20 protein-coding genes are annotated in these 20,781 nt (G+C 67.3%); 12 read left to right on the top strand and 8 right to left on the bottom strand.

Going from position 1 to position 20,781, the window contains the following annotated elements:
- Nucleotides 1-32: 32 nt before the first annotated feature.
- Nucleotides 33-1,505, bottom strand: coding sequence for an aldehyde dehydrogenase family protein (locus J2Y49_RS20985; RefSeq protein ID WP_310116888.1), 1,473 nt, complete (start codon nucleotides 1,503-1,505; stop codon nucleotides 33-35).
- 117 nt (nucleotides 1,506-1,622) lie between these two features.
- On the opposite strand from J2Y49_RS20985, the gene crtI reads away from it, so the two are divergent.
- Genes crtI through J2Y49_RS20960 form a run of 5 tightly spaced genes read left to right on the top strand, consistent with a single transcriptional unit; the run spans nucleotide 1,623 to nucleotide 7,759 of the window.
- Nucleotides 1,623-3,122 carry a phytoene desaturase family protein gene (crtI, locus tag J2Y49_RS20980; RefSeq protein ID WP_310116887.1) on the top strand — a complete coding sequence of 500 codons (1,500 nt, stop codon included), beginning with the start codon at nucleotides 1,623-1,625 and terminating at the stop codon, nucleotides 3,120-3,122.
- Nucleotides 3,119-4,672 (top strand): phytoene desaturase family protein, encoded by a 1,554-nt coding sequence (locus J2Y49_RS20975; RefSeq protein ID WP_310116886.1) that lies wholly within the window; start codon nucleotides 3,119-3,121, stop codon nucleotides 4,670-4,672. Before crtI ends, J2Y49_RS20975 begins: the two co-directional genes overlap by 4 nt.
- 17 nt (nucleotides 4,673-4,689) lie before the next feature.
- A complete protein-coding gene (locus J2Y49_RS20970; RefSeq protein WP_310116885.1) occupies nucleotides 4,690-5,499 on the top strand; it encodes a lysophospholipid acyltransferase family protein in 810 nt (269 codons plus the stop codon).
- Nucleotides 5,496-6,641: a glycosyltransferase gene (locus J2Y49_RS20965; protein ID WP_310116884.1), complete on the top strand. Its 1,146-nt coding sequence runs from the start codon at nucleotides 5,496-5,498 to the stop codon at nucleotides 6,639-6,641. Before J2Y49_RS20970 ends, J2Y49_RS20965 begins: the two co-directional genes overlap by 4 nt.
- A complete protein-coding gene (locus tag J2Y49_RS20960) occupies nucleotides 6,638-7,759 on the top strand; it encodes a sulfotransferase (RefSeq protein WP_310116883.1) in 1,122 nt (373 codons plus the stop codon). The genes J2Y49_RS20965 and J2Y49_RS20960 overlap by 4 nt, the downstream gene beginning before the upstream one ends.
- 4 nt (nucleotides 7,760-7,763) lie before the next feature.
- Here the strand turns inward: J2Y49_RS20960 and mazG are convergent, their stop codons facing one another.
- Nucleotides 7,764-8,573: a nucleoside triphosphate pyrophosphohydrolase gene (mazG, locus tag J2Y49_RS20955; RefSeq protein WP_310116882.1), complete on the bottom strand. Its 810-nt coding sequence runs from the start codon at nucleotides 8,571-8,573 to the stop codon at nucleotides 7,764-7,766.
- 264 nt (nucleotides 8,574-8,837) lie between these two features.
- Here mazG and J2Y49_RS20950 point away from each other — a divergent pair, with 264 nt between their 5' ends.
- The 4 genes from J2Y49_RS20950 (at nucleotide 8,838) to J2Y49_RS20935 (ending at nucleotide 13,017) form a co-directional block, all read left to right on the top strand.
- On the top strand, nucleotides 8,838-9,413 hold the full coding sequence (locus tag J2Y49_RS20950; protein WP_310116881.1) for a sigma-70 family RNA polymerase sigma factor: 576 nt from the start codon (nucleotides 8,838-8,840) through the stop codon (nucleotides 9,411-9,413).
- Nucleotides 9,410-9,838 carry a hypothetical protein gene (locus J2Y49_RS20945; protein ID WP_310116880.1) on the top strand — a complete coding sequence of 143 codons (429 nt, stop codon included), beginning with the start codon at nucleotides 9,410-9,412 and terminating at the stop codon, nucleotides 9,836-9,838. The genes J2Y49_RS20950 and J2Y49_RS20945 overlap by 4 nt, the downstream gene beginning before the upstream one ends.
- A complete protein-coding gene (locus J2Y49_RS20940) occupies nucleotides 9,835-10,275 on the top strand; it encodes a periplasmic heavy metal sensor (protein WP_310116879.1) in 441 nt (146 codons plus the stop codon). Before J2Y49_RS20945 ends, J2Y49_RS20940 begins: the two co-directional genes overlap by 4 nt.
- A gap of 402 nt (nucleotides 10,276-10,677) precedes the next feature.
- On the top strand, nucleotides 10,678-13,017 hold the full coding sequence (locus J2Y49_RS20935; RefSeq protein WP_310116878.1) for a Tex family protein: 2,340 nt from the start codon (nucleotides 10,678-10,680) through the stop codon (nucleotides 13,015-13,017).
- 270 nt (nucleotides 13,018-13,287) lie between these two features.
- Here the strand turns inward: J2Y49_RS20935 and J2Y49_RS20930 are convergent, their stop codons facing one another.
- The 5 genes from J2Y49_RS20930 to J2Y49_RS20910 all read right to left on the bottom strand — a co-directional run bounded on the left by J2Y49_RS20930 (nucleotide 13,288) and on the right by J2Y49_RS20910 (nucleotide 16,715).
- Nucleotides 13,288-13,548: a hypothetical protein gene (locus tag J2Y49_RS20930; protein ID WP_310116877.1), complete on the bottom strand. Its 261-nt coding sequence runs from the start codon at nucleotides 13,546-13,548 to the stop codon at nucleotides 13,288-13,290.
- Nucleotides 13,549-13,581: 33 nt separating this feature from the next.
- Nucleotides 13,582-13,926 (bottom strand): hypothetical protein, encoded by a 345-nt coding sequence (locus J2Y49_RS20925; protein WP_310116876.1) that lies wholly within the window; start codon nucleotides 13,924-13,926, stop codon nucleotides 13,582-13,584.
- Nucleotides 13,927-13,935: 9 nt separating this feature from the next.
- Nucleotides 13,936-14,799, bottom strand: coding sequence for a hypothetical protein (locus J2Y49_RS20920; RefSeq protein ID WP_310116875.1), 864 nt, complete (start codon nucleotides 14,797-14,799; stop codon nucleotides 13,936-13,938).
- On the bottom strand, nucleotides 14,787-15,761 hold the full coding sequence (locus J2Y49_RS20915) for a YqaJ viral recombinase family protein (protein WP_310116874.1): 975 nt from the start codon (nucleotides 15,759-15,761) through the stop codon (nucleotides 14,787-14,789). The genes J2Y49_RS20920 and J2Y49_RS20915 overlap by 13 nt, the downstream gene beginning before the upstream one ends.
- A gap of 318 nt (nucleotides 15,762-16,079) precedes the next feature.
- Nucleotides 16,080-16,715: an XRE family transcriptional regulator gene (locus J2Y49_RS20910; protein ID WP_310116873.1), complete on the bottom strand. Its 636-nt coding sequence runs from the start codon at nucleotides 16,713-16,715 to the stop codon at nucleotides 16,080-16,082.
- A 181-nt stretch (nucleotides 16,716-16,896) separates the two neighbouring features.
- Between J2Y49_RS20910 and J2Y49_RS20905 the strand changes: the two genes are divergently transcribed.
- From J2Y49_RS20905 to J2Y49_RS20895, 3 genes are all read left to right on the top strand, one after another.
- The gene (locus J2Y49_RS20905) at nucleotides 16,897-17,217 is read left to right on the top strand and encodes a heavy metal-binding domain-containing protein (protein WP_014188340.1); all 321 of its coding nucleotides are present in this window, start codon (nucleotides 16,897-16,899) and stop codon (nucleotides 17,215-17,217) included.
- 98 nt (nucleotides 17,218-17,315) lie between these two features.
- The gene (locus tag J2Y49_RS20900; RefSeq protein ID WP_310116872.1) at nucleotides 17,316-18,530 is read left to right on the top strand and encodes a homoserine O-acetyltransferase; all 1,215 of its coding nucleotides are present in this window, start codon (nucleotides 17,316-17,318) and stop codon (nucleotides 18,528-18,530) included.
- A gap of 709 nt (nucleotides 18,531-19,239) precedes the next feature.
- Complete coding sequence (locus tag J2Y49_RS20895) at nucleotides 19,240-20,040, top strand: ankyrin repeat domain-containing protein (RefSeq protein WP_310116871.1); 801 nt, start codon at nucleotides 19,240-19,242, stop codon at nucleotides 20,038-20,040.
- 172 nt (nucleotides 20,041-20,212) lie between these two features.
- On the opposite strand, the gene J2Y49_RS20890 is transcribed toward J2Y49_RS20895, so the two are convergent.
- On the bottom strand, nucleotides 20,213-20,740 hold the full coding sequence (locus J2Y49_RS20890) for a hypothetical protein (protein ID WP_310116870.1): 528 nt from the start codon (nucleotides 20,738-20,740) through the stop codon (nucleotides 20,213-20,215).
- Nucleotides 20,741-20,781 lie beyond the last annotated feature (41 nt).

Below are 20,781 nucleotides of genomic sequence, written 5' to 3'. Positions count from 1 at the left end.
CGGTCCATCAGATTGTTGTTCTGAATTGAGTTTCACGGATTGAAGCGTCCGCGCACCGCCTGGACCAGCCGCCGCATGGCCCCGGCGCGGGTGCCGGGGCCGCCATGGAGCAGACGCAGCGCCGCCAGCATCAGCGGCTCGTCGCCGTCGCGCGGTGGATCGAAGTGGGGGCGCTGCCGGCCGGTGCGGACGCAGATGGCCTTTACCTGCGTCATCTCCAGCAGCCCTTCCGCCCCGCGGGTGACGCCCCAGCCGCTGGCATGGCGTCCGCCGAAGGGCAGGCGCGGGTCGGCGGTGGGCACGATCAGGTCGTTGACCGTCACCGTTCCAGCATCCAGCCGCAGGGCCAGCGCCCGCGCCTCCGCCACCGGTCCGAAGACCGAGGCACCCAGCGCATAGGGGCTGAGTGCCGCGCCAGCCAACGCCTCCTCCATGTCGCGCACGGGGACCAGCGACAGGACGGGGGCGAACAGCTCCTCGCGCAGCAGCGCCATGTCCGGCCGCGCATCGGTGAGCATCAGCGGTGCCATCTCCACCCCATCCCCCTCCGGCAACGCGGAAAGCGCGCGGGCGCCTTGCGCCACCGCGTCCCGCGCGAGGACGGCGAGACGGCGCATGGTCGGCGCCGGAACCGGGGCCGGCGGGATGGATGCGGCATGGCGCCCCACCGCCTGTTCCAACCCAGCCGCCAATTCGAGCGGCACGAAGACCCGCCGCGGCGCGATGCAGGTGGCGGAGCCGTTGAGCCGCAGGCCGAAGGCCAGGGCGCGGGCGACCTCCTCCGCATCGGCACCCGGCAGCACGAAGACGGCGTCGTTGCCCGACAGTTCCATGGTCGAGGGCACCAGATGGCGGGCGAGCCGTTCCGCCACTGTCCGGCCGGTGCCGGCCGATCCGGTCAGAACCAGCTTGTCGATCCCGGCCTCTATGGCGCCGCCGACCGCATCGGCGGATTCATCCAGCACCCGGAACAGTCCGTCGGGGAGGCCGCATTCCTTCAGCCAGCGCGCCAGCAGGTCCATCGGCGGGCGGCATCCCGGCGCCGGCTTGACCAGCACGGCGTTGCCGGCGGCCAGCGCCTGCATCGCCTGCACCCCCGGCAGCAGCAGCGGGTAGTTGGATGGACCGACGATCAGCACCGTGCCGAAGGGCTCCCGCCGGACCTCCGCCTCCACCCCGAACAGCCAGACCGGGCGGCCGCGCCGTCCCAGACGCCGCGGCGCCAGCAGCCTAGCGGCCTCGCGCTCCAGAAAGCGGCAGGCCTCGGCCAGCGGCAGGATCTCGGCGCTCACGCTTTCCACCGCTTTCCGGCCGGGGCGCGTAGCCAATGCCTGCACGAGTTCCTCGGCATTGGCCGCGATCCTGCGGCGAAGTCCGCGGATGACCGAAAGTCGCGATGAAATATCAGCGGTCGACCACGCTGCGCGGACTTCCGGCTGCAGAGCAAATACCTCATAGGACCAAGGGATTACGACTGGAGAGGTGGGGATGTTGTTGTGATCCATTTCCGACCCAGCTTCGTAACCGTCACGACAGAAGTCGGCAGCGCAGGAGCGTTTGGCAAGCGGATGGAACGACAAGTCGTGATCATCGGTGCAGGACCGGGCGGATTGGCATCCGCGATGCTCCTGGCGCTCACCGGTGCCAAGGTGACGGTGCTGGAACGGCAGGACCGTGTCGGCGGCCGGTCGGCCGGCTTCTCCATGGACGGATACCGGTTCGACAGCGGACCAACCTTCTTCCTCTATCCCCGCATCCTTGAGGAGATCTTCGAGGCCTGCGGAAGCCGGCTGGCGGAGGAGATCGACCTGATCCGTATGGACCCGCTCTACCGGCTGGTCTTCGAAGGCGGCGGGGAACTGCGGGTCCACGCCCAGATGAAGGCGCTGATGGCGGAGATCGGCAAGCTCAGCCCAGGCGATGCCGCAGGGCTGCCGCGCTTCCTGGCCGACAACCGGACGAAGATGGAGCGCTTCCGCCCGGTGCTGGAATCGGACTTCTCCAGCCCTTGGGCGCTTGCGACGCTGCCGATGCTGAAGGCGCTGGGCAAGCTGTCGCCGCACCGGTCGGTCGACCGCGATCTCTCCCGCTATTTCCAGGACCCGCGCATCCGCCTCGCCTTCTCGTTCCAGAGCAAATATCTGGGCATGTCGCCCTTCCGCTGCCCCAGCCTGTTCACCATCCTGTCCTTCCTGGAGCACGAACACGGCATCTTCCACCCCCGCGGCGGAACGGATGCAGTGATGGCGGCGATGCGCCGCGTCGCCGAAAGCCTGGGCGTCACCGTCCGCCTGAACGAGACGGTGCGTCACATCAAGTTCCAGGGCCGCCGCGCGGTCGGCGTGCGGACGGAGGCCGGCGACTATCCGGCCGATGCGCTGGTCATCAACGCCGACTTCGCACGGGCGATGACCACCCTGGTGCCCGACGATCTGCGGCGGCGTTGGAGCGACGCGCGGCTCGCCACCAAGAAATTCTCCTGTTCCACCTTCATGCTGTACCTCGGCATCGAGGGCAAGGTGGACGGGCTGGACCACCACACGGTCTATCTGGCGAAGGATTACGCCCGCAACCTCGCGGAGATCGAGGAATGCCGGGAGTTGCCGCGCGAGCCGTCGATCTACGTGCAGAACGCCTGCGTCACCGATCCCGATCTGGCGCCGCCCGGCGGCAGCACGCTCTACATCCTGGTGCCGGTCGGCCACCAGCGTGGCCATATCGACTGGAAGGCCGAGGCGCCACGCTACCGCCGCGCCGTGCTCGATCGGCTGGCTGGCTTCGGGTTGGGCGACATCGAGCGCCGCATCCGCGTCGAACGGGTGGTGACCCCGGCCGATTGGGAAAGCCAGTTCGCAGTGCACCGCGGCGCCACCTTCAATCTGGCGCACAGCCTCGACCAGATGCTGCACCTCCGTCCGCGCAACCGCTTCGAGGATCTGGACGGAGTCTATCTGGTGGGCGGCGGCACCCATCCCGGCAGTGGCTTGCCGGTTATTTTCGAAGGCGCACGCATCACGTCGCGGCTGCTGGCCCAGGAATTGGGCCTGCCGACGCCGTGGCGCACGAAGACCATGGGGTTGTCCGGCATGCTGCGGCAGGCCGTTGCAGGGGGGATGGCATGACGGATCGGATCGCGGTGATCGGCGGCGGGCTCGGCGGGCTGGCTTCGGCGGTGGTGCTGGCGGCGCGCGGGCACAAGGTGACCCTGCTGGAAAAGAACGCCTGGGTCGGCGGCAAAGCCGCCGTGCTGGAGGAGGGCGGCTTCCGCTTCGACATGGGGCCGACCATCCTGACGGTGCCGCGCGTCCTGCGCCGCATCCTGGAGGAGGCCGGCTGCGATCTAGACCGCGAGCTGGAGATGGTGCGGCTGGAGCCGCAATGGCGCTGCTTCTTCGACGACGGCACCGTGCTGGACCTGTCGGAGGAGATCGGCAAGATGGCGGCCGAACTCGATCGGCTGGCGCCCGGCCGCGGGGCGGGGGAGGGCTATCGCCGCTTCCAGGCGCTTTCGGAACGGCTGCACGGCATCTCCGAGCGCTTCTTCTTCTGGAAGTCGGTGGAGGATCTCGGCGACACGCTGAACTTCCGCAACAGCCTGAATGCCGGCACCCTGTCGGACGTCCTGGCCTTGCGCATGGGCAGCACGGTGGCCGGCACCATCCGCGGCCATGTGCCGGACGCGCGGGCGGCCCAGATGCTGGACCATTTCACCCAGTATGTCGGATCGTCGCCCTACGGCTCCCCGGCGGTGCTGTGCGCCATCGCGCATATGCAGACGAACGACGGCGTCTGGTATCCGATGGGCGGCACCCGCGCCGTGCCGGTGGCGTTGGAGCGGGTGGCGCGGCGGCTGGGCGTGGAAATCCGCACCGGCACCGGCGTCCGCCGCCTGCAGGTGGAGGGCGGCCGTGCCGTTGCGGTGGAGACCGATGCGGGCGAGCGCATCCCCGTCTCTGCCGTGGTGTCCAACATGGATTCCGTCCGCACCTATCAGGAGTTGGTCGGAGGGGCGCCGGCCAAGCGCTTCGCCAAGCGCCGCAGCTACGAGCCGGCCTGTTCGGGCGTGGTGTTCTACCTGGGGCTCGACCGCGGCTACGACCATCTGCTGCACCATGACTTCGTCTTCTCCCGCGACCCGGCGGAGGAGTTCGACTGGATCTATCGTCGCGGCGAGCCGGCGCCCGACCCGACCTGCTACATCGCCGCCCCCGCCCGCACCGAGCCGGGCGTCGCCCCGCCGGGGGGCGAGGCGCTGTATGTGCTGGTCCACACCCCCTATCTGCGCCCGCATCACGACTGGAAGCGCATGCTGCCCGAGTACCGCCGCGTGGTGTTCGACAAGCTGAAGCGTACCGCAGGCATGGCCGATCTGGAGGACCGCATCCGGGTGGAGCATGTGCTGACTCCGCAGGACATCCACGACCGCTACAATGTGCTGAACGGCGCCATCTATGGCTTGGCGAGCCATGGCCGCTTCATGGGCGCCTTCAAGCCGGGCAACCGTTCCCGCGACGTGGAGGGGCTGTATCTGGCCGGCGGGGCCGCCCATCCGGGGCCGGGCATGCCGATGGTGCTGATGTCGGGCTGGATCGCCGCCGACAGTCTGGATCGCGACATGCGCGGCGGCATGCGGGACGGCGCCCAGGCCGGTCCCACGCGCGCCGTCGCTTGAGAAAAGGCAGGCGGGTGATGACGGACGATCCGGTCGCGTTACGGTCGCCGGCGCTCTGCCGCTTCTTCGGCGCCATCATGGCGCGGCGGATGCGGCGCGACTTCCATGCGGTGCGGCTGACCCGGCCGGGCTGGCCCGTGCTGCCGCCCGACCGGCCGGTCATCGTCTATCTGAACCATCCGTCCTGGTGGGATCCCGCGCTGCTGATCGTGATGGGGACCACCCGCTACCGCGACCGGCCGGGCTATGGGCCGATCGACGCGGCGATGCTGCGCCGCTACCGCTTCATGGCCCGCATCGGCCTGTTCGGGATCGAGCCCGGCCGGGCCGGCGCCGTCGCCTTCCTGCGCAATGCCGAACACATCCTGGCCGATCCGCGCGCCATGCTGTGGATCACGGCGGAAGGCGCCTTCACCGACCCGCGCCGGCGCCCGGTCAGCCTGCGGCCGGGCATCGCCCATCTGGTCCGGCGCGTGCCCTCGGCCCTGGTGGTGCCGCTGGCGGTCGAATATCCGTTCTGGGACGAAAGCACGCCGGAGGCGCTTGCCCGCTTCGGCGAGCCGATGGAGGCCGCGTCCTTCGGAGAGCAGCCGGTGGCGGACATCGCCCACGCGCTGGAACGGCGGCTGGAGGCGGTGATGGACGCGTTGGCGCTCGACGCCCAGAGCCGCGACCCGGCCCGTTTCCTGACACTGATCGACGGCAGCGCGGGAGTCGGCGGCGTCTATGACCTGTGGCGAAGGGCGCGTGCCCGGGCCGGCGGGCGGCCCTTCTCCCCGGCCCATGGGGCAGGATCGCGTGATGGGCAGGAGGTGCGCCGACCATGAGCGTCATCGAGTGGATCGCCGCCATCAGCCTGTTCCTTGCCCTGCTGCCGCTGGGGCAGGGGATCGTCAACCTTCTGCTCTACCGCCCTCCCAAGGCCGCGTCTCCGCCAGGAAGCGCCGTCAGCATCCTGATCCCCGCCCGCAACGAGGAGGCGACCATCGCCGCCGCGGTCGAGGCCGCACTCGCCAGCCGCGGCGTCGAGGTGGAGGTGGTGGTGCTGGACGACCACTCCACCGACCGCACCGCGGAGATCGTCCGCTCCCTCGCCGCCCGCGACCCGCGCGTTCGGCTGGAAAGCGCGCCGCCGCTGCCGCCGGGTTGGTCGGGCAAGCAGCATGCCTGTCAGGCGCTCGCCAAGCTGGCACGGCATCCGGTGCTGTTGTTCCAGGACGCCGACGTGCGGTTGTCGCCGGATGCCGCCCGCCTGACCTGCGCTGCGCTGCTGTCCGGCCGGCATGGTCTGGTCAGCGGCTTTCCGCGGCAGGAGACCGGGACGCTCGCCGAAGCGCTGGTGATCCCGCTGATCCATGTGCTGCTGCTGGGCTATCTGCCGATGCTGGGGATGCGGCGGTCGGGCGACCCGCGTTTCGGCGCCGCCTGCGGCCAATTGATCGCGGTGCGGCGGGAGGCGTACCGGAAGGCCGGTGGGCATGCGGCCATCGCGGCGTCGCTGCATGACGGGGTGACGCTGCCGCGCGCCTTCCGCCGGGCGGGGCAGGGGACCGACCTGTTCGACGCCACCGGGCTTGCCCGCTGCCGCATGTATCGCGGCTGGCGGGAGGTGTGGTCCGGCTTCACCAAGAACGCGACGGAGGGGATGGCGACGCCGGCCGCCCTGCCGGTCTGGACGCTTCTGCTGTTCGGCGGCCATGTCCTGCCCTGGATCCTGCTGGGCTGGGCGGCGCTGGACCCGATGCCGGACGAGGCTGTCGTCATGGCCGGATTGGCGGCGGCGGCTGGATTGCTGTTCCGGCTGCTGCTGCTCGTCCGCTTCCGCCAGAGCGTCGTCGGCGCGCTTTTGCATCCTGTCGGCATCCTGATCATGCTGGCGATCCAATGGTCGGCGTTGCTGCGCGCCCGCCATGGCCGGCCGTCGGAGTGGCGCGGGCGGGCCTATCCGACCGGACCGGGGGCATCATGACCCCCTGGCTGCGCCGCCGCGCCCACCGCATCTTCCACCCGCTGGCCGGCGCCGACGCCGCGACGCTGGCGACGGTGCTGGCCAAGGGCGGCGGGGTCGGGCCGCTGCATCTGCACCGGGTGGTGACGGCGGTCGGTGCCGCCGCCGTCCGCGCGCCGCTGGACCTGCTGGAGCAGCGGCGCGTGCGGCGTCTGGCCGGGCAGGGCCGGGAGCAGGTCAAGGCGGCACCGCCGCCGCTGTTCATCCTCGGCCACTGGCGCAGCGGCACCACCCATCTGCTGAACCTGCTGGCCCAGGACGAGCGCTTCGCCGCCCCCGATCCGCTGGCGGTCGGCCTGCCCTGGGGCTTCCTGGGCCTCAGTTCCTTCTGGCGCTCGCGGCTTGAGGCGTGGCTGCCGCCCGACCGGATCATCGACCCGATGCCGATCGACCCGACCGCCCCGCAGGAGGACGAGCTAGCCCTGGCGCTGATGCAGCCGCTGTCCTACTACCACGGCATCTTCTTTCCCAGGCACCTGTACCGTGGCTTCCGCCAGGGCGTGCTGTTCGAAGGCTGCCGTCCGGAGGCCGTCGCGCTGTGGCGCCGCCGGATGGATCATTACCTGACCAAGCTGCAGCTCTATTCCGGCAGCCGGCGCCTGCTGATCAAGAATCCGGCCCATACCGCAAGGGTAGGGGAGTTGCTGGCCCTGCGCCCGGATGCGGTCTTCCTCCATATCCACCGCGACCCCTACGAGGTGTTCAGTTCCACCCGCCGCATGCTGCTGACACTGCTGCGGGAATTCTCGCTGCAATCCTACGATCCGCGGGCGGTCGACGGGCTGGTGCTGGACCTCTATCCCGCGATTATGGCGCGGTTCGACCGCGACCGGGCGCTGCTGCCACCCGGCCGGCTGGTGGAAATCCGTTATGACCGCTTCATCGCCGATCCGCTGGAAACGCTGCGTCACGTCTATGACGGGCTCGGCCTCGGGCCGTTCGAGCCGGTGCAGCCGCGGATGGAAGCCTATCTGGCCGGCGTGCGGGATTACCGGCGAGCCCGGCACGAGCTGGAGGACCAGGCCCGCCGCGCGGTGCGCCGGCAGTGGGCCTTCGCCTTCGACCGCTGGGACTATTGACGGCTCAGGATTCGCCGCGTTCCTCGCGCTTGGCCTGCTGCCACAGCGCTTCCATCTCGTCGAGCGTGGCGTCCTGCGGCTTGCGGCCCTGGTCGGACAGCAGCGCCTCGATCCGATGGAAGCGGCGTTCGAACTTGGCGTTGGTGCCGCGCAGCGCCGTTTCCGGCTCCACCTTCAGGCGGCGGGCAAGGTTGACCAGCGCGAACAGCAAGTCGCCCAGTTCGTCCGCCACCCGGTCCTGCGCCGATCCGGCGTCCATTTCCGCCCGCAGTTCCTGAACTTCCTCCTCGATCTTGTCGAGGATGTCACGGGCGTCGGTCCAATCGAAGCCGACCCGCGCCGCGCGGTTCTGCAGCTTCAGGGCTCGGGTCAAAGCGGGCAGGCCGGCGATCACGCCCTCCAGCGCCGACGGCGCCCGGCCTTCCTCCGCCGCCTTGGCCGCGCGTTCGGCCGCTTTGTGATCTTCCCAGCGCGAGGTCTGCTGGTCGGAGGACTTCACCTCTTCCGGCCCGAAGACATGGGGATGGCGGCGGATCATCTTGTCGGTGATGACGCCGGCCACCTCGTCGAAGTCGAACAGTCCTTCCTCGCGCGCCATCTGGCTGTAATAGACGACCTGGAACAGCAGATCGCCCAACTCCTCGCGCAGGGCGACCTTGTCGTCCTTCTCGATGGCGTCGGCGACCTCATAGGCCTCTTCGATGGTGTGCGGCGCGATGGAGCGGTAGGTCTGCTCCAGATCCCACGGGCATCCGCCGTCGGGATTCCGCAGCCGCGCCATCACGTCGAGCAGCCGGTCGATGTTGCGGGTCATGTCCTACGGTCTCCGGATACGGGGAGGGAAAGTCCGGGACGATAGCCGACAGGGGCGGCGGGGGGAAGTTGCGCGGACCGGATACTGACATTCCCACTTTGCGGGCAAACAAAAAACGCATAACGGTTCTTATGGAAACTTAAGCGTGGCTGGGGCTGGGCTGTGGGTAATCCGTGATCGAAAAATCGCGGGGTGCCTGCGCAGGGATCCTACACTTACGGCGTATAATCCCGTGACAGCAACCGGGAGCGGGCGGAAGACGGCGTGGAGCCTACCGAGGAGACGGTGACGGACGAGGCGCTGATGGCGAACGCCGCGGCCGGCGACCGGAAAGCGTTTGGAACGCTCACGCGCCGACATCTGCGCCGCAGCATCGCCTTGGCCCAACGGGTGGTCGGGAACGCTGCCGACGCCGAAGAGGTCGCGCAGGACGCCTTCCTGCAGATCTGGGCCAACGCCGACCGCTGGCGCGGCGACGGAACCCGTTTCACGACCTGGCTGTACAGGATCGTGGTGAACCGCGCCATCGACTACAAACGGCGGCGCAGCTTCGCTCCGCTCGACGATGCCGGCGAGATCGCCGATCCGGCCTGGAGCGCCGAAACGGTGATCGACGGCATCAGGATCGGTGCGGCGGTGGATGCCGCCATCGCGGCGCTGCCCGAACGCCAGCGGGCGGCGCTCAGTCTCTGCTACCATGAGGAGATGACGTGCGCTGAGGCTTCGGAAATATTGCAGGTGTCTGTTTCGGCCATGGAAAGTCTGCTGGTCCGGGCGCGCCGCGTGGTGCGGGCCCGGCTTCAACCCCTGATCCGTCAGAAGGACGGTGCACGGTCATGACGCTCAAAGAGTTCAAACGCTACACTGCGGCCTATGGCGCCGATCTGGACCGGTGGCCCCGCTCCGTCCGGGTGGAGGCGCTGACCCTTCTGGACGACAGCGCCGAGGCCCGCGACCTGTTGGCCGATGCCGCCGTCACCGACACGCTGCTGGATGCCGCATCGGCTCCGCTGGTCTCGTCAAGGCGGGAGGCGCAGGTCTATGCCCGCATCGCCGATTGCCTGACGCAGCGGGTCGTTCCCGAATTCGTGCCGTGGTTCCTGTCGCGACCGCCCTTCCGCCCTGCCCCGCTCGCCGGATTCCTGGCCGGCATGGCGGTGGTCGGGTTCCTCAGCTACAGCCAGGGTCTTGTCACCTTCGAAAAGACGAGCACGCCCAACCTGTCGGGCGTGATGATCGTCAGCTATCTGGGAGACGTGCGATGACGCCGTCCATCCGGCGCCGTTGGCCCTGGTTCCTTCTGGTCGGGTCTCTTGCGCTGAACATGCTGGCGGGCGGCTTCGTCGTCGCCCACAGCTTCCGGCCGCCCCCGCCGCCCGGACCGGAACACATGCTGGAACGGCTGGTCGACGAGGTGTCGGAGGAATTGTCCCCAGGTGACGCGGCGATCCTGCGCAAGGCGCTCGACGATGCGCGTCCGCTGTTCGTCCGCATCCGGGTCGGCCGCGAGGAATTCGCGCCGCGCCTGCGCACCGAACTGATGGCCGAACCCTTCGATCCCAAGCGGCTGACGGCCCTGTTCGAGAACATCCACGCCAACGACGCCGCGCTTCGGAGTGAGTTCGAGGCACGCGTCGCCGACACCCTGTCCCGCTTGTCCCCGGAAGGCCGCCTGCGTCTCGCTGAAAGCCGCCTTCCCTGATCCTTTCGGTTTCGACCGGCGGCAGACACTTCCGGGGTAAGGCCGGGGCGGCATGTCCGTCCCGGCCCTTTTTCCTGCCAGCAGGTCCGGTCGCGGCCTCCCGTCGCACAAAAAGAAAGGGCGGCCCCGCGCTATCGCCGCCGGGCCGCCCGTTAGTTTGGTTCGGGAGGAAACGCAACCAAGTTGCAAGCAGAGGTATAGAGCCGATATGGTTAACGACGGGTGAAGGGATGCGGAAAATGGGCCCTTACCACCTTTTTGCGAAAATACAGAATCGAATAGCTCCGCTTCAGCTTTGCTCCATCCGGCTTTCTGCCGAAAGGGCGGGGTGGCGCCGCCCTGCCCCGACGCGCTATGACAGACGCCCTTTCATGTCGTCACCAGTCCGCAGGACCCTGCCTCATGCTGTCCATCAGCCAGCGCATCGCCGACGAACTGTCGGTCCGCGAGTCTCAGGTCGCTTCCGCCATCGCCATGCTCGACGAGGGATCGACCGTTCCCTTCATCGCGCGCTACCGCAAGGAGGCGACCGGCGGCCTGGACGACACCCAGCTCCGCACCCTTGAGGAGCGGCTGGGCTACCTGCGGGAGCTGGAGGACCGCCGCGCCAGCATCCTGTCGACCATCCAGGAACAGGGCAAGCTGACGCCCGAACTGGAACGCCAGATCAAGCAGGCGGACACCAAGACCCGGCTGGAGGACCTCTACCTCCCCTACAAGCAGAAGCGCCGCACCAAGGCCCAGATCGCCCGCGAGGCCGGGCTGGAGCCGCTGGCCGACACGCTGCTGGCCGATCCCAGGAAGCAGCCCGAAGCCGAGGCCGCCACCTTCGTCAGCGCCGACAAGGGCGTCGCCGATGTCAAGGCGGCGCTGGACGGCGCCCGCCACATCCTGGTGGAACGCTTCGGCGAGGATGCCGAACTGGTCGGGCGCCTGCGCACCGCCATGGCCGACAAGGGCGTCGTCACCTCCAAGGTGATCGAGGAGAAGAAGGCCGAGGGTGCCAAGTTCTCCGATTATTTTGACTTCTCGGAGAACTGGTCGAAGCTGCCGTCGCACCGGGCGCTCGCCCTGTTCCGCGGCCGGGCGCAGGGCGTGCTCGACATCCGCCTGGATCTGCCGGTCGAGGACGGCCAGCCGCACCCGGCCGAGGGCACCATCGCCGTCCACACCGGCATCCGCGACCAGGGCCGTCCGGCCGACAAGTGGCTGTCCGACGTGGTGCGCTGGACCTGGAAGCTGAAGATCGGCCCGCATATCGAAACCGACCTGATGGGGACCTTGCGCGAACGGGCGGAGGACGAGGCGATCCGCGTCTTCGCCCGCAACCTGCACGATCTGCTGCTGGCCGCCCCGGCCGGCCAGCGCGCCACCATCGGGCTCGACCCCGGCATCCGCACCGGCGTGAAGGTCGCCGTCGTCGATTCCACCGGCAAGCTGGTGGAGACGACGACGATCTACCCCCACCCGCCGCGCAACGATTGGGACGGCTCCATCGCCGTGCTGGCGGCGCTGGCGGCGCGGCACAAGGTGGAACTGATCTCCATCGGCAACGGCACCGCCTCGCGCGAGACCGACAAGCTGGCCGCCGACCTGATGAAGCGCCATCCGGAGCTGTCCCTGACCAAGCTGGTGGTCAGCGAGGCCGGCGCGTCGGTCTATTCGGCCTCGGAAACCGCGGCGCACGAATTCCCCACCCTGGATGTCAGCCTGCGCGGCGCGGTGTCCATCGCCCGGCGCCTGCAGGATCCGCTGGCGGAGCTGGTGAAGATCGAGCCGAAGTCGATCGGCGTCGGCCAATACCAGCATGACGTTGCCGGCGGCAAGCTGGCGCGTTCGCTGGATGCGGTGGTCGAGGATTGCGTGAACGCGGTCGGCGTCGACCTCAACACCGCCTCCATCCCGCTGCTGACCCGCGTGTCCGGCCTGAACGAGACCATCGCCCGCAACATCGTGGAGCATCGCGACCGCAACGGCGCCTTCCGTTCGCGCAAGCAGCTGCTCGACGTGGCGCGGCTGGGGCCGAAGACCTTCGAGCAGGCCGCCGGCTTCCTGCGCATCCGCGACGGTGAGAATCCGCTCGACGGCTCCGCCGTCCATCCGGAAGCCTATCCGGTGGTCCAGCGCATCGTGAAGACTACCGGCCGCGACCTCGGCAGCGTCATCGGCGACGCCCGCTTCCTGCGCGGCCTGAATGCGGAGGAGTTCACCGACGAGCGCTTCGGCCTGCCCACCATCGAGGACATCATCAAGGAACTGGAGAAGCCCGGCCGCGACCCGCGTCCGGAGTTCAAGACCGCCACCTTCAAGGAGGGCGTGGAGGAACTGAAGCATCTCCAGCCCGGCATGATGCTGGAGGGCGTCGTCACCAACGTCACCGCCTTCGGCGCCTTCGTCGACATCGGCGTCCACCAGGACGGGTTGGTGCATATCTCGCAACTGGCCAACAGCTTCGTGAAGGATCCCCACACGGTGGTGAAGGCCGGCGATGTGGTGAAGGTGAAGGTGCTGGAGGTGGACATCCCCCGCAAGCGCATCGCGCTGACCATGCGCATGGGTGAGGAAGCCCCGCGCCCGGCCCGGCGGGAGGAGCGCCGCGAAGACCGGGGGGCGGCGCGTCCTGCGCAACAGCAGGATCGCCGTCCGGCGGCGCCGGCTCCGAAGCCGGCCAAGGCGCCGGAGCCGGTCAACAGCGCCTTCGCCGAGGCATTCGCTCGGGCGCAGTCGGGGAAGAAGAAGTAAAGATGGTGCGAACTTAAACCCCCACCTAACCTCCCCCGCTGGGCGGGGGAGGGACTGCCGCTGCCTTCCCGATCAAGCACTTATCCCCTCCCCCGCCCAGCTCTCGCACAAAGCTTCGCTTTGTGCTGACGCGGCAGGCGGACCGTAGTCCGCCGAGAGCGGGGGAGGGTTGGGGTGGGGGCATCCGCCGCAACCACTCCCAAAAAAAGTCCCCTCGTCCGCGGGGGGAACGAGGGGACAAAGGCCGATGGCTTGGCCGTTACGGGGATGTCATTCGGCGGCCATCAGCACCGGAGCCTCATTGCGCACGGCGTTGACCGCGACATAGCGGTCCAGCGCGTCGAGGCATTCGCTGAGGGTTCCGGAACCGACCGCGCGGCAGTCCTCGAAGGCGTGCGGCTCGGGGCGGAACCAATGGGTGATGTAGCATTCCTCGCGCCCGTCCAGGCTGAGGGTGAGGGCGAAGCGGCCCTCACGCCCGATGCGGGCTTGAGCGGCGCGCAGACGCGCCTGGACCTCTTCTATCGTCATGAGATGATATCCTTCCCTTGATGCCGCCTGCGGTCAGGCGGCGTGGGCGAACGTCCTGTCTTCTGATTGCCCGTCTTCCGATTCCGAGTCTTCCAACCGGCGAGCCCAGTCGATGTCACGCGCCAGAGAGTCGACGAGGACGCGGGCCGCCCCTGCGGTTTCCGCCGGGGTGTCGGACCGCAGCAGGCCGGCCAGCCGCATCGCCAGCGTTTCGGCCTCCGCCTCCACCCAACGGGCGTAGTGGCGGCGGCGCTGGTCGCGGTTCCAGTACCAGCGCGGCAACTGCGCATTGGCGCGTTCGAACTCACCTTCCCAGGCGCTCATGCGGAACAACCCGCTGGGCGACCGGTCGCCGATGTTGTGAGTCGTCTGGGTCATGGCGTTCTGTCAGGCGGCTTCCCGCCCGTCCTCTTCCTCGCGCTTCAGAATCTCGGCCTTCTTCTGAGCGAAAAGGCCGGTGATGCGGTGCTGGGCGGCGCGGTCGACGGCGCCGATCTCGCGCAGCCGGGTGCCGACGCCCGACCGCCAGACCTCTTCCAGGTCGTCCAGGTCCAGGCAGGCCCCCAGGCGGCGCTTCACCTCCGCCTCGAAAGCCTCAACGGCGGCGGGCTGCAGGTCCGGGTTGGACTTGGCGGCATAGAAGGCCTCCGACTCCTCCCGATACTTGCTGTCGTCGAACTGGCCCATATAGACGTCGGCGGCCAGACCGATCTGCAGTAGGCATTTGCCGACCGCGTCGGTCATCGACATCTTGAAGCACTCGTCGTCCGGCATCTCCATCCCGTTGCGGCGGCGGACCATCTCGGTCCCGCCCCATTGCGGGCCGGTGAAGCACTTCTCCCTGGTCTCCGGGTCGATGTACCAGACGCGGGCGCAGATGAAGATCATCCGCTCCGCGATGGTCCAGTCCACCTGCTCATAACCCCAGCCCTTGCCAATCGGACCGAACACCTCCGTCATCATCTGGAAGCGCCAGGTCGGGTCGATCTGCGTGCCGCGGAAGCCGCCGGAGCGGGTGAAGGGCTTGGTCGCTTTCGGGTCGGTGCGCTTCAGCCGGTTCCACAGGAACATGGTGTCGATGCGCTGCGGCTCCTCCGTCCGGCTGCCCGCTCCCTTGGACCCTTGCGAGCCGCGGCTGCCGCCGGACTTCGGCTCGTCCTGGGCGGTCTCCGTCACGTTGGACTCGGTTACGCTGGATTCAGCAGTTTCGGATTCGGCAACGACGTGGTCGGTCTTGCTCATGCGTCCCATGATTTGGGTCCTTCTTGTCCAAACGTTTCGGCTCTCCCCTCACCCCAGCCGGCGGTCAGCACTGCTTCCAGGCTGAGTTCCACCGCGTTCGGGTCAGCGGAGGGGCTCCAGGATTGCGCGTCGGCCAGGGCCCGGCGCGGCGGTGCGCCGTAGCGCAGGCTGAGCCGGCCCTCGCGGTCGCGCGCGAGATAGAGGCCACCGGACAGGCCGTCGGCGTGATCGACTGCGACGAAGGCGATGCGGGCATCGTCGGGCATCAGCGCCTTCAGGGCAGCCTCATCCTCCTTCACCTCCAGCGCCGCCGCCCGGTTGGCGACCAGCCGGCCGGCCAAGGCCCGGAAGCGGTTGTGCCGGCCCATGTCGAAGACGCGGCCGTTCTCATAGGACGGGCCGTCCACCGGCAGCGGGTCCGACGGCTCGACATCGTTGACGACGTGCCACCAGAAAGCTTCCAGCGTTTCCACCAGCCGCTCGACGTCGTCAGGGCGCCGGTCCACCGTCACCAGGCTGTGGCCGGTCGGGCGCAGGATCGACAGCAGCGCACGGTCCAGCCCGACCACCTCCAACTGATGCTGGATCTGCCAGTGATAGCGGCGGGCGAGGTCGGCATCGCTGTGGAAGCCGCTGTTGAACTTCGCCTCCACGATGGTGTCGAGCGCACCGCCCACCTCGCTGCCGGTCAGGAAGTCGGGGTGCGCCACCATCCAGTCATGCTCGGCATGGCGGTACGTGTCGGGTGCCACCACGCAGGGCATCCCGGTCGCATGGGCGACGAAGCGTGGGTGAAGATGCTCGGTCGCGATGCCGATCTGCACGGCGGCAACGAGGTCGAGGTTGTCGGGCTCGACCCGGCCAGTCTTCTCGCGCCACAGCGACAGCCAGTCGCCGGCCATCACGCGCGTGGCGTCCGACGAGCCGATCCGCCCCGCCCGCAATTCCCGCTGTGCCTGAGTGATCGCCATGCTGCCCCGACATCTCCGGTTCCGGCCTCTGACAAGCCGCCATTCCGGCTTCGAAGCGTGACCGTTACTGCGATATCGCAGCAGCGTTTCCAGGCCGCCTCACCGGACCCTGAATATGGGATGCGAACACGCAGCTTTCAAGAACAAAACGTGAACCTTTGGCTTGGCCGTAGACCAGCCCAAAGTCCTGGAAACACGCTATATTTGGTGTCTTCTGGCAAGAGTCGTCACAAGACAAAACGGACGGAGTAGAGGCGCCCGTTTTTGCGAGTCGCGGGAGACCGGAACGCGCGCTGCGACTCGACCCAGCCCGCCCTTTTACATGCGAAGCGCTCGCACCACGTGGACGGCGACACCAGCCACTTGGGCGCGGTCGATGGCGGTCGGGCGGCAGTCCGGATCGGTCGAAACCGGCATCAGATGCGGCGGGAAGAAGCGGTATCCGCAGATCGTCCCCTCCCCCACCGTCACCACCACGTCGCCGGTCTGCGGCGTCAGCACGTCCAGCGGCTCCAGCACCACGCAGTCGCGCGGCAGCACGCCGGCGGCATCCAGGCTCTTGGACAGGATGCGCAGCGCGAAGGCGCGGCGGGAGGTCCGGCCATCCATGGCGACCGACGACGCGCCGTCCTTCAGCGCGCCGGCCAGGAACGCCTCCCCTGCCCGTCTGCCGAGGTCGAGGAAGATGTGGGCCTGTTCCAGGGTCAGCACCGGCACGCGGGAGACCGGCGCATAGGCATGGTCGTCGAGGAAGCGCGGCTCCGACCCGGCGACGCGGGCCAGCCGGGCCAGCGTGTCGGCGCTGGGCACGCTGCCCATCACGGGATCGCGCAGGAAGCGGGTCAGGTTGGTGGCGGTGACGTCGGCCAGCCGTGCCCAGCCGCCGGCGCTCCAGCCCTTCGCCTCCATGACGCTGGTCATCCAACGCAGGATGGCGCGCCGCGTGTCGTCCATCGCTTTCCCCCTGACCTGCCCTTATCGCCCCCCGGCGAGCCTACCCCTGTCCTACACGGTACCGACGGGGTGGGGGAAGGCGCGATGGGCTAGGCCTGCATGCGAATTCGCAGTGCCGCCTTGGACTCCGCCGTAGAGGCCCCATCTGTGCGGCATCGAAACCGATTGGGGAAACGCGACCATGATCGTCACCAGCACCGATTCCGTGGAAGGCCGCCCGGTCGCCCAGTATCTGGGCATCGTCGCCGGTGAGGCGATCATGGGCGTGAACGTGTTCCGCGACCTGTTCTCCTCCGTGCGCGACATCGTCGGCGGCCGGGCCGGCGGCTATCAGGCGGCTCTGCGCGAGGCGCGCGAGGCGGCCTTCGCCGACATGCAGGACGCAGCTCGCTCGCTCGGCGCCGACGCCATCGTCGGGGTGGACGTCGATTACGAGGTGCTGGGCAAGGAAAACGGCATGCTGATGGTGTCGGTCAACGGCACCGCCGTCCGCCTGCGCTGACGGCGCACCTAACCGTAAGCGTCAGCGAAGGCGTCTGGACAGACACAACCATATGGGTAGACTGCCCGTCCAGCAAACAATTGGGAGGGGGGTTGCCCATGCCTCGGGTTGTCCGCGGGTCCACCTGGTCCGCTCGTATCGGCGGGCTCGCCATGGCCGCATGCCTGTTCGGTGCGTTGCCGGCGCTGGCGCTGGACGGCATCGTCGAAAAGAAGGTTTTCGAGATGCCGTCCTATACCACCGTGGGTGGCGGGACGATCAAGAACGTCCGCATTGGCTGGGAAAGCTATGGCAAGCTGAACGAGGCGAAGGACAACGTCATCCTCATCACCCATTTCTTCAGCGGCAACAGTCACGCCGCCGGGAAATACAAGGCGGAGGATGCGGCGCCCGGCTATTGGGACGGCATCATCGGGCCGGGCAAGCCGCTGGACACCGACAAATACTTCATCATCAGCTCCGACACGCTGGTGAACCTGTCGCCCAAGGACCCCACCGTCGTCACCACCGGCCCGGCCAGCATCAACCCGGACACCGGCAAGCCCTATGGCATGAGCTTCCCCATCGTCACCATCAAGGATTTCGTCAATGTCCAGAAGGCGCTGATCGACAGCCTGGGCATCAAGTCCTTGCAGGCGGTGATGGGTGGCTCGATGGGCTCGCTCCAGGCCTTCGAATGGGCGGCCGACCATCCGGACATGGTCAAGCGCGTCATCGCCGCCATCGGCGGTCCTGAGGCGGACCCCTTCCTGATCGGCTGGCTGAATCTGTGGGCGGCGCCGATCAAGCTCGATCCCAACTGGAACAACGGCGACTATTACGGCAAGGCGGAACCGAAGGCCGGCCTGACCGAGGCGCTGAAGCTGGTCACCCTGCACGCCCGCCACTGGAAATGGGCCGATGCCGCCTTCGGCCGCAAATGGGCGGAAGAAGGCAAGGACCCGAAGGCCGCGATGGGCAACCAGTACGCCATCGAAGCCTGGCTGGACAAGGCCGCCTCCGGCCGCGCCGCGGTCAGCGATGCCAATCACTTCCTCTATCTGGTGAAGGCCAACCAGACCTTCGTCACCGGCAACGGCGCCTCGCTGGAGGATGGCTTGGCGAAGATCAAGGCGCCGGTCCTGCTGATCCCGTCGGCCGACGATCTGGTGTTCCCGCCCGACCGCAACATGCGCCCGCTGAAGGACCGTCTGGAAAAGCAGGGCAACGCCGTGGAGTACACCGAGTCGATCACCTCGACGCTGGGGCATCTGGACGGTGTTGCGAACATCGCCAAGGCGGGGGAGACGATCGCGCAGTTCCTTGCGAAGTGAGTGGTTCTTTGGAGAGAAGCCAAGCTTTGATTTTCTCCACCCTGCCGCTCACCCGCTTCGGAAGATAACGTTCACAGACATCGGAGGGCCGCCGGCTTTGCACCGACGGCCCATACGATGTTGCGAAGGTACTGGTAACCTGTCTGGAACGTGCCGGCCGCTGAAGGGGAAGCCGTCCGTGGCCTTGCTTGCATCCGGCCTTCGCGGTCGCATGCGGCACCTCTGGACCGCCACTGGCTGCCGACTTTATCGCAAACCGCGATCACACCCACCCGGTGGTGCCATCATCAACCGAGCTCCCTTTTTCAAAAAACCACTTTTGCCTGATGCGCTCCAGATGACAAAACCGGTTGGCCGGATGTCATTTTCCGTTTGTGTTCAGCCATTCTGCCACCTTGGCATGCATATAATTTCGCTCTCTTGCACCACAGGTTCTAAGCACAGGATTTTCAGATGGAAGCGATTGACCTATTGCGTTTGGTTGTGATTGTGGGACTGGCTTATGGTGCATGGCGCGGTTGGAGAGCGCTTCCATCACCCGTTATTCTTGAAGGGAAACGTTATTATCGCCAGCCCGATGGAACATACCGGACTCTCGGGGGGAGAAGAGTGAGGAGCCGTGAACTCATAATCGCTCTAGCTGCAGCAGACGACGGGCGCTCCGAGTAAAAGCACATGATGGACTATATATTTTTTGCGTTAAGGAGAGATGATGAAGTTCCTGACAATAGCCGTACTGTCGGCGATTATGCTCAACTGCGCGCCTGTGTATGCAGATGACTGGAACGATCTTTATGGCGCACTCAACTCTGCGATGTGGCAACAGAATGACCAAAAACTGATCGCTCTCCTCGAACAAGGTGTTGATATCAACACCCGGAACAGCGACGGCTGGACCCTGCTGCACATCGCATCCGACCAGGGGAAGCCCGCTTTCGTAAGCCTGCTGCTCAACCGTGGAGCCGACCCCTCAATCAAGACCAACTACGGCAAGACAGCATTTGACGTTGCCGGTTCCGCTCAGATCAAGCGGATGCTGACCGACGCGATGGCTGCTCGCGGTGGCGGCGGATTGCCAACCTTTGATCCTGCGAAGGCCTGGACGGAAGCTCGCTGGGCCATCGAGTACAATCAACAGGATGAGTTGGTGCGACTTCTCGACACGGGGTTGGATGTAAATGCCCGCAACAGCGATGGATGGACGCTGCTGATGATCGCTGCCTGGAAGGGTAGTCTGAGAAGTGTGGAATATCTGGTCGGGCGTGGTGCGGATCAACGCGCGCGAAACAACAAGGGAGAAACAGCCGCTCAACTTACCTCTGACACCAATGTGCGAGCGTTTCTGGGTGGTGAGAAGAACGTCTCTCCGCAGCCAACCGAAAACAACTATTGCACGCGTATGTATCACGAGGCGACGCGCTTGTGCGATACGGGCAGTGCTGGAAGCTTTTGCCGTATCCGCGCGGCAAACGACGCCCAGGAATGCAAGAGCACCGGACGCTGGCCCTGACCATACATGCCATACGGCAGTCCTGCCGGCGATGACCTGCCGGCACCGGCGGTATTGAGAGTGCTATTGCCGGGTCGTGAACCTTTTGGGCACTCCAACTTCGCGACAGGCGGACCGGGTCTGCTGCCAACGGCGGACGAGATCAGGTGGGGGGTGGCATTCGCAGAGCCGCCTACTCCCCACTCACCGGCGCACCGCGGAAGTTCAGCAAACTTGGCGCCTTGTCGATGATCTCTTCCAGGATCAGCGAGGCGGTTTCCAGATCGCGATCCAGGTCCGGCCCGAGCTTGCCGGCATAGTTGGGCCGCTTCAGCTTTTCCGCCGCGTCGTGCAGGCTGCGCAGCTCCGCGACGAAGATCTCGCGCGCGCCCATCGGCAGGATCGGATTCGCCGACAGCACGAAGAAGAAGCGCATGCTGGCGCGCACCAGCAGGGCCAGCATCACCATGTCCAGCTTCTCGAACTGGTCGCGCAGGTCGTCGGACCGCGCATCGACCAGATTGCGCATGCGCTGCTCGATCAGAATCACCAGGGCCTGGAATTCGCCGACCTTGTCGCGGAAGTCGCGGTAGGCGCCGAAGCTGTGTTTGCTCGCCTCATGTTCCGCCAGTTGGGCCAGCTTGGAAGCTTCGCGGCACTGGCGCTCCAGGGCGCCCAGCAGTTCCTTGACCTCGGCTCGGGTGTATTGGCGCTTGCTCATGGCGATCGGCGGGGGCTCGGCAGGATTCGGACAGACCGGGC

It is taken from the genome of Azospirillum sp. BE72 (assembly GCF_031455875.1).
In the GTDB taxonomy this organism is placed as follows: domain Bacteria; phylum Pseudomonadota; class Alphaproteobacteria; order Azospirillales; family Azospirillaceae; genus Azospirillum.
This window is presented reverse-complemented; position numbering and strand designations above follow the sequence as displayed.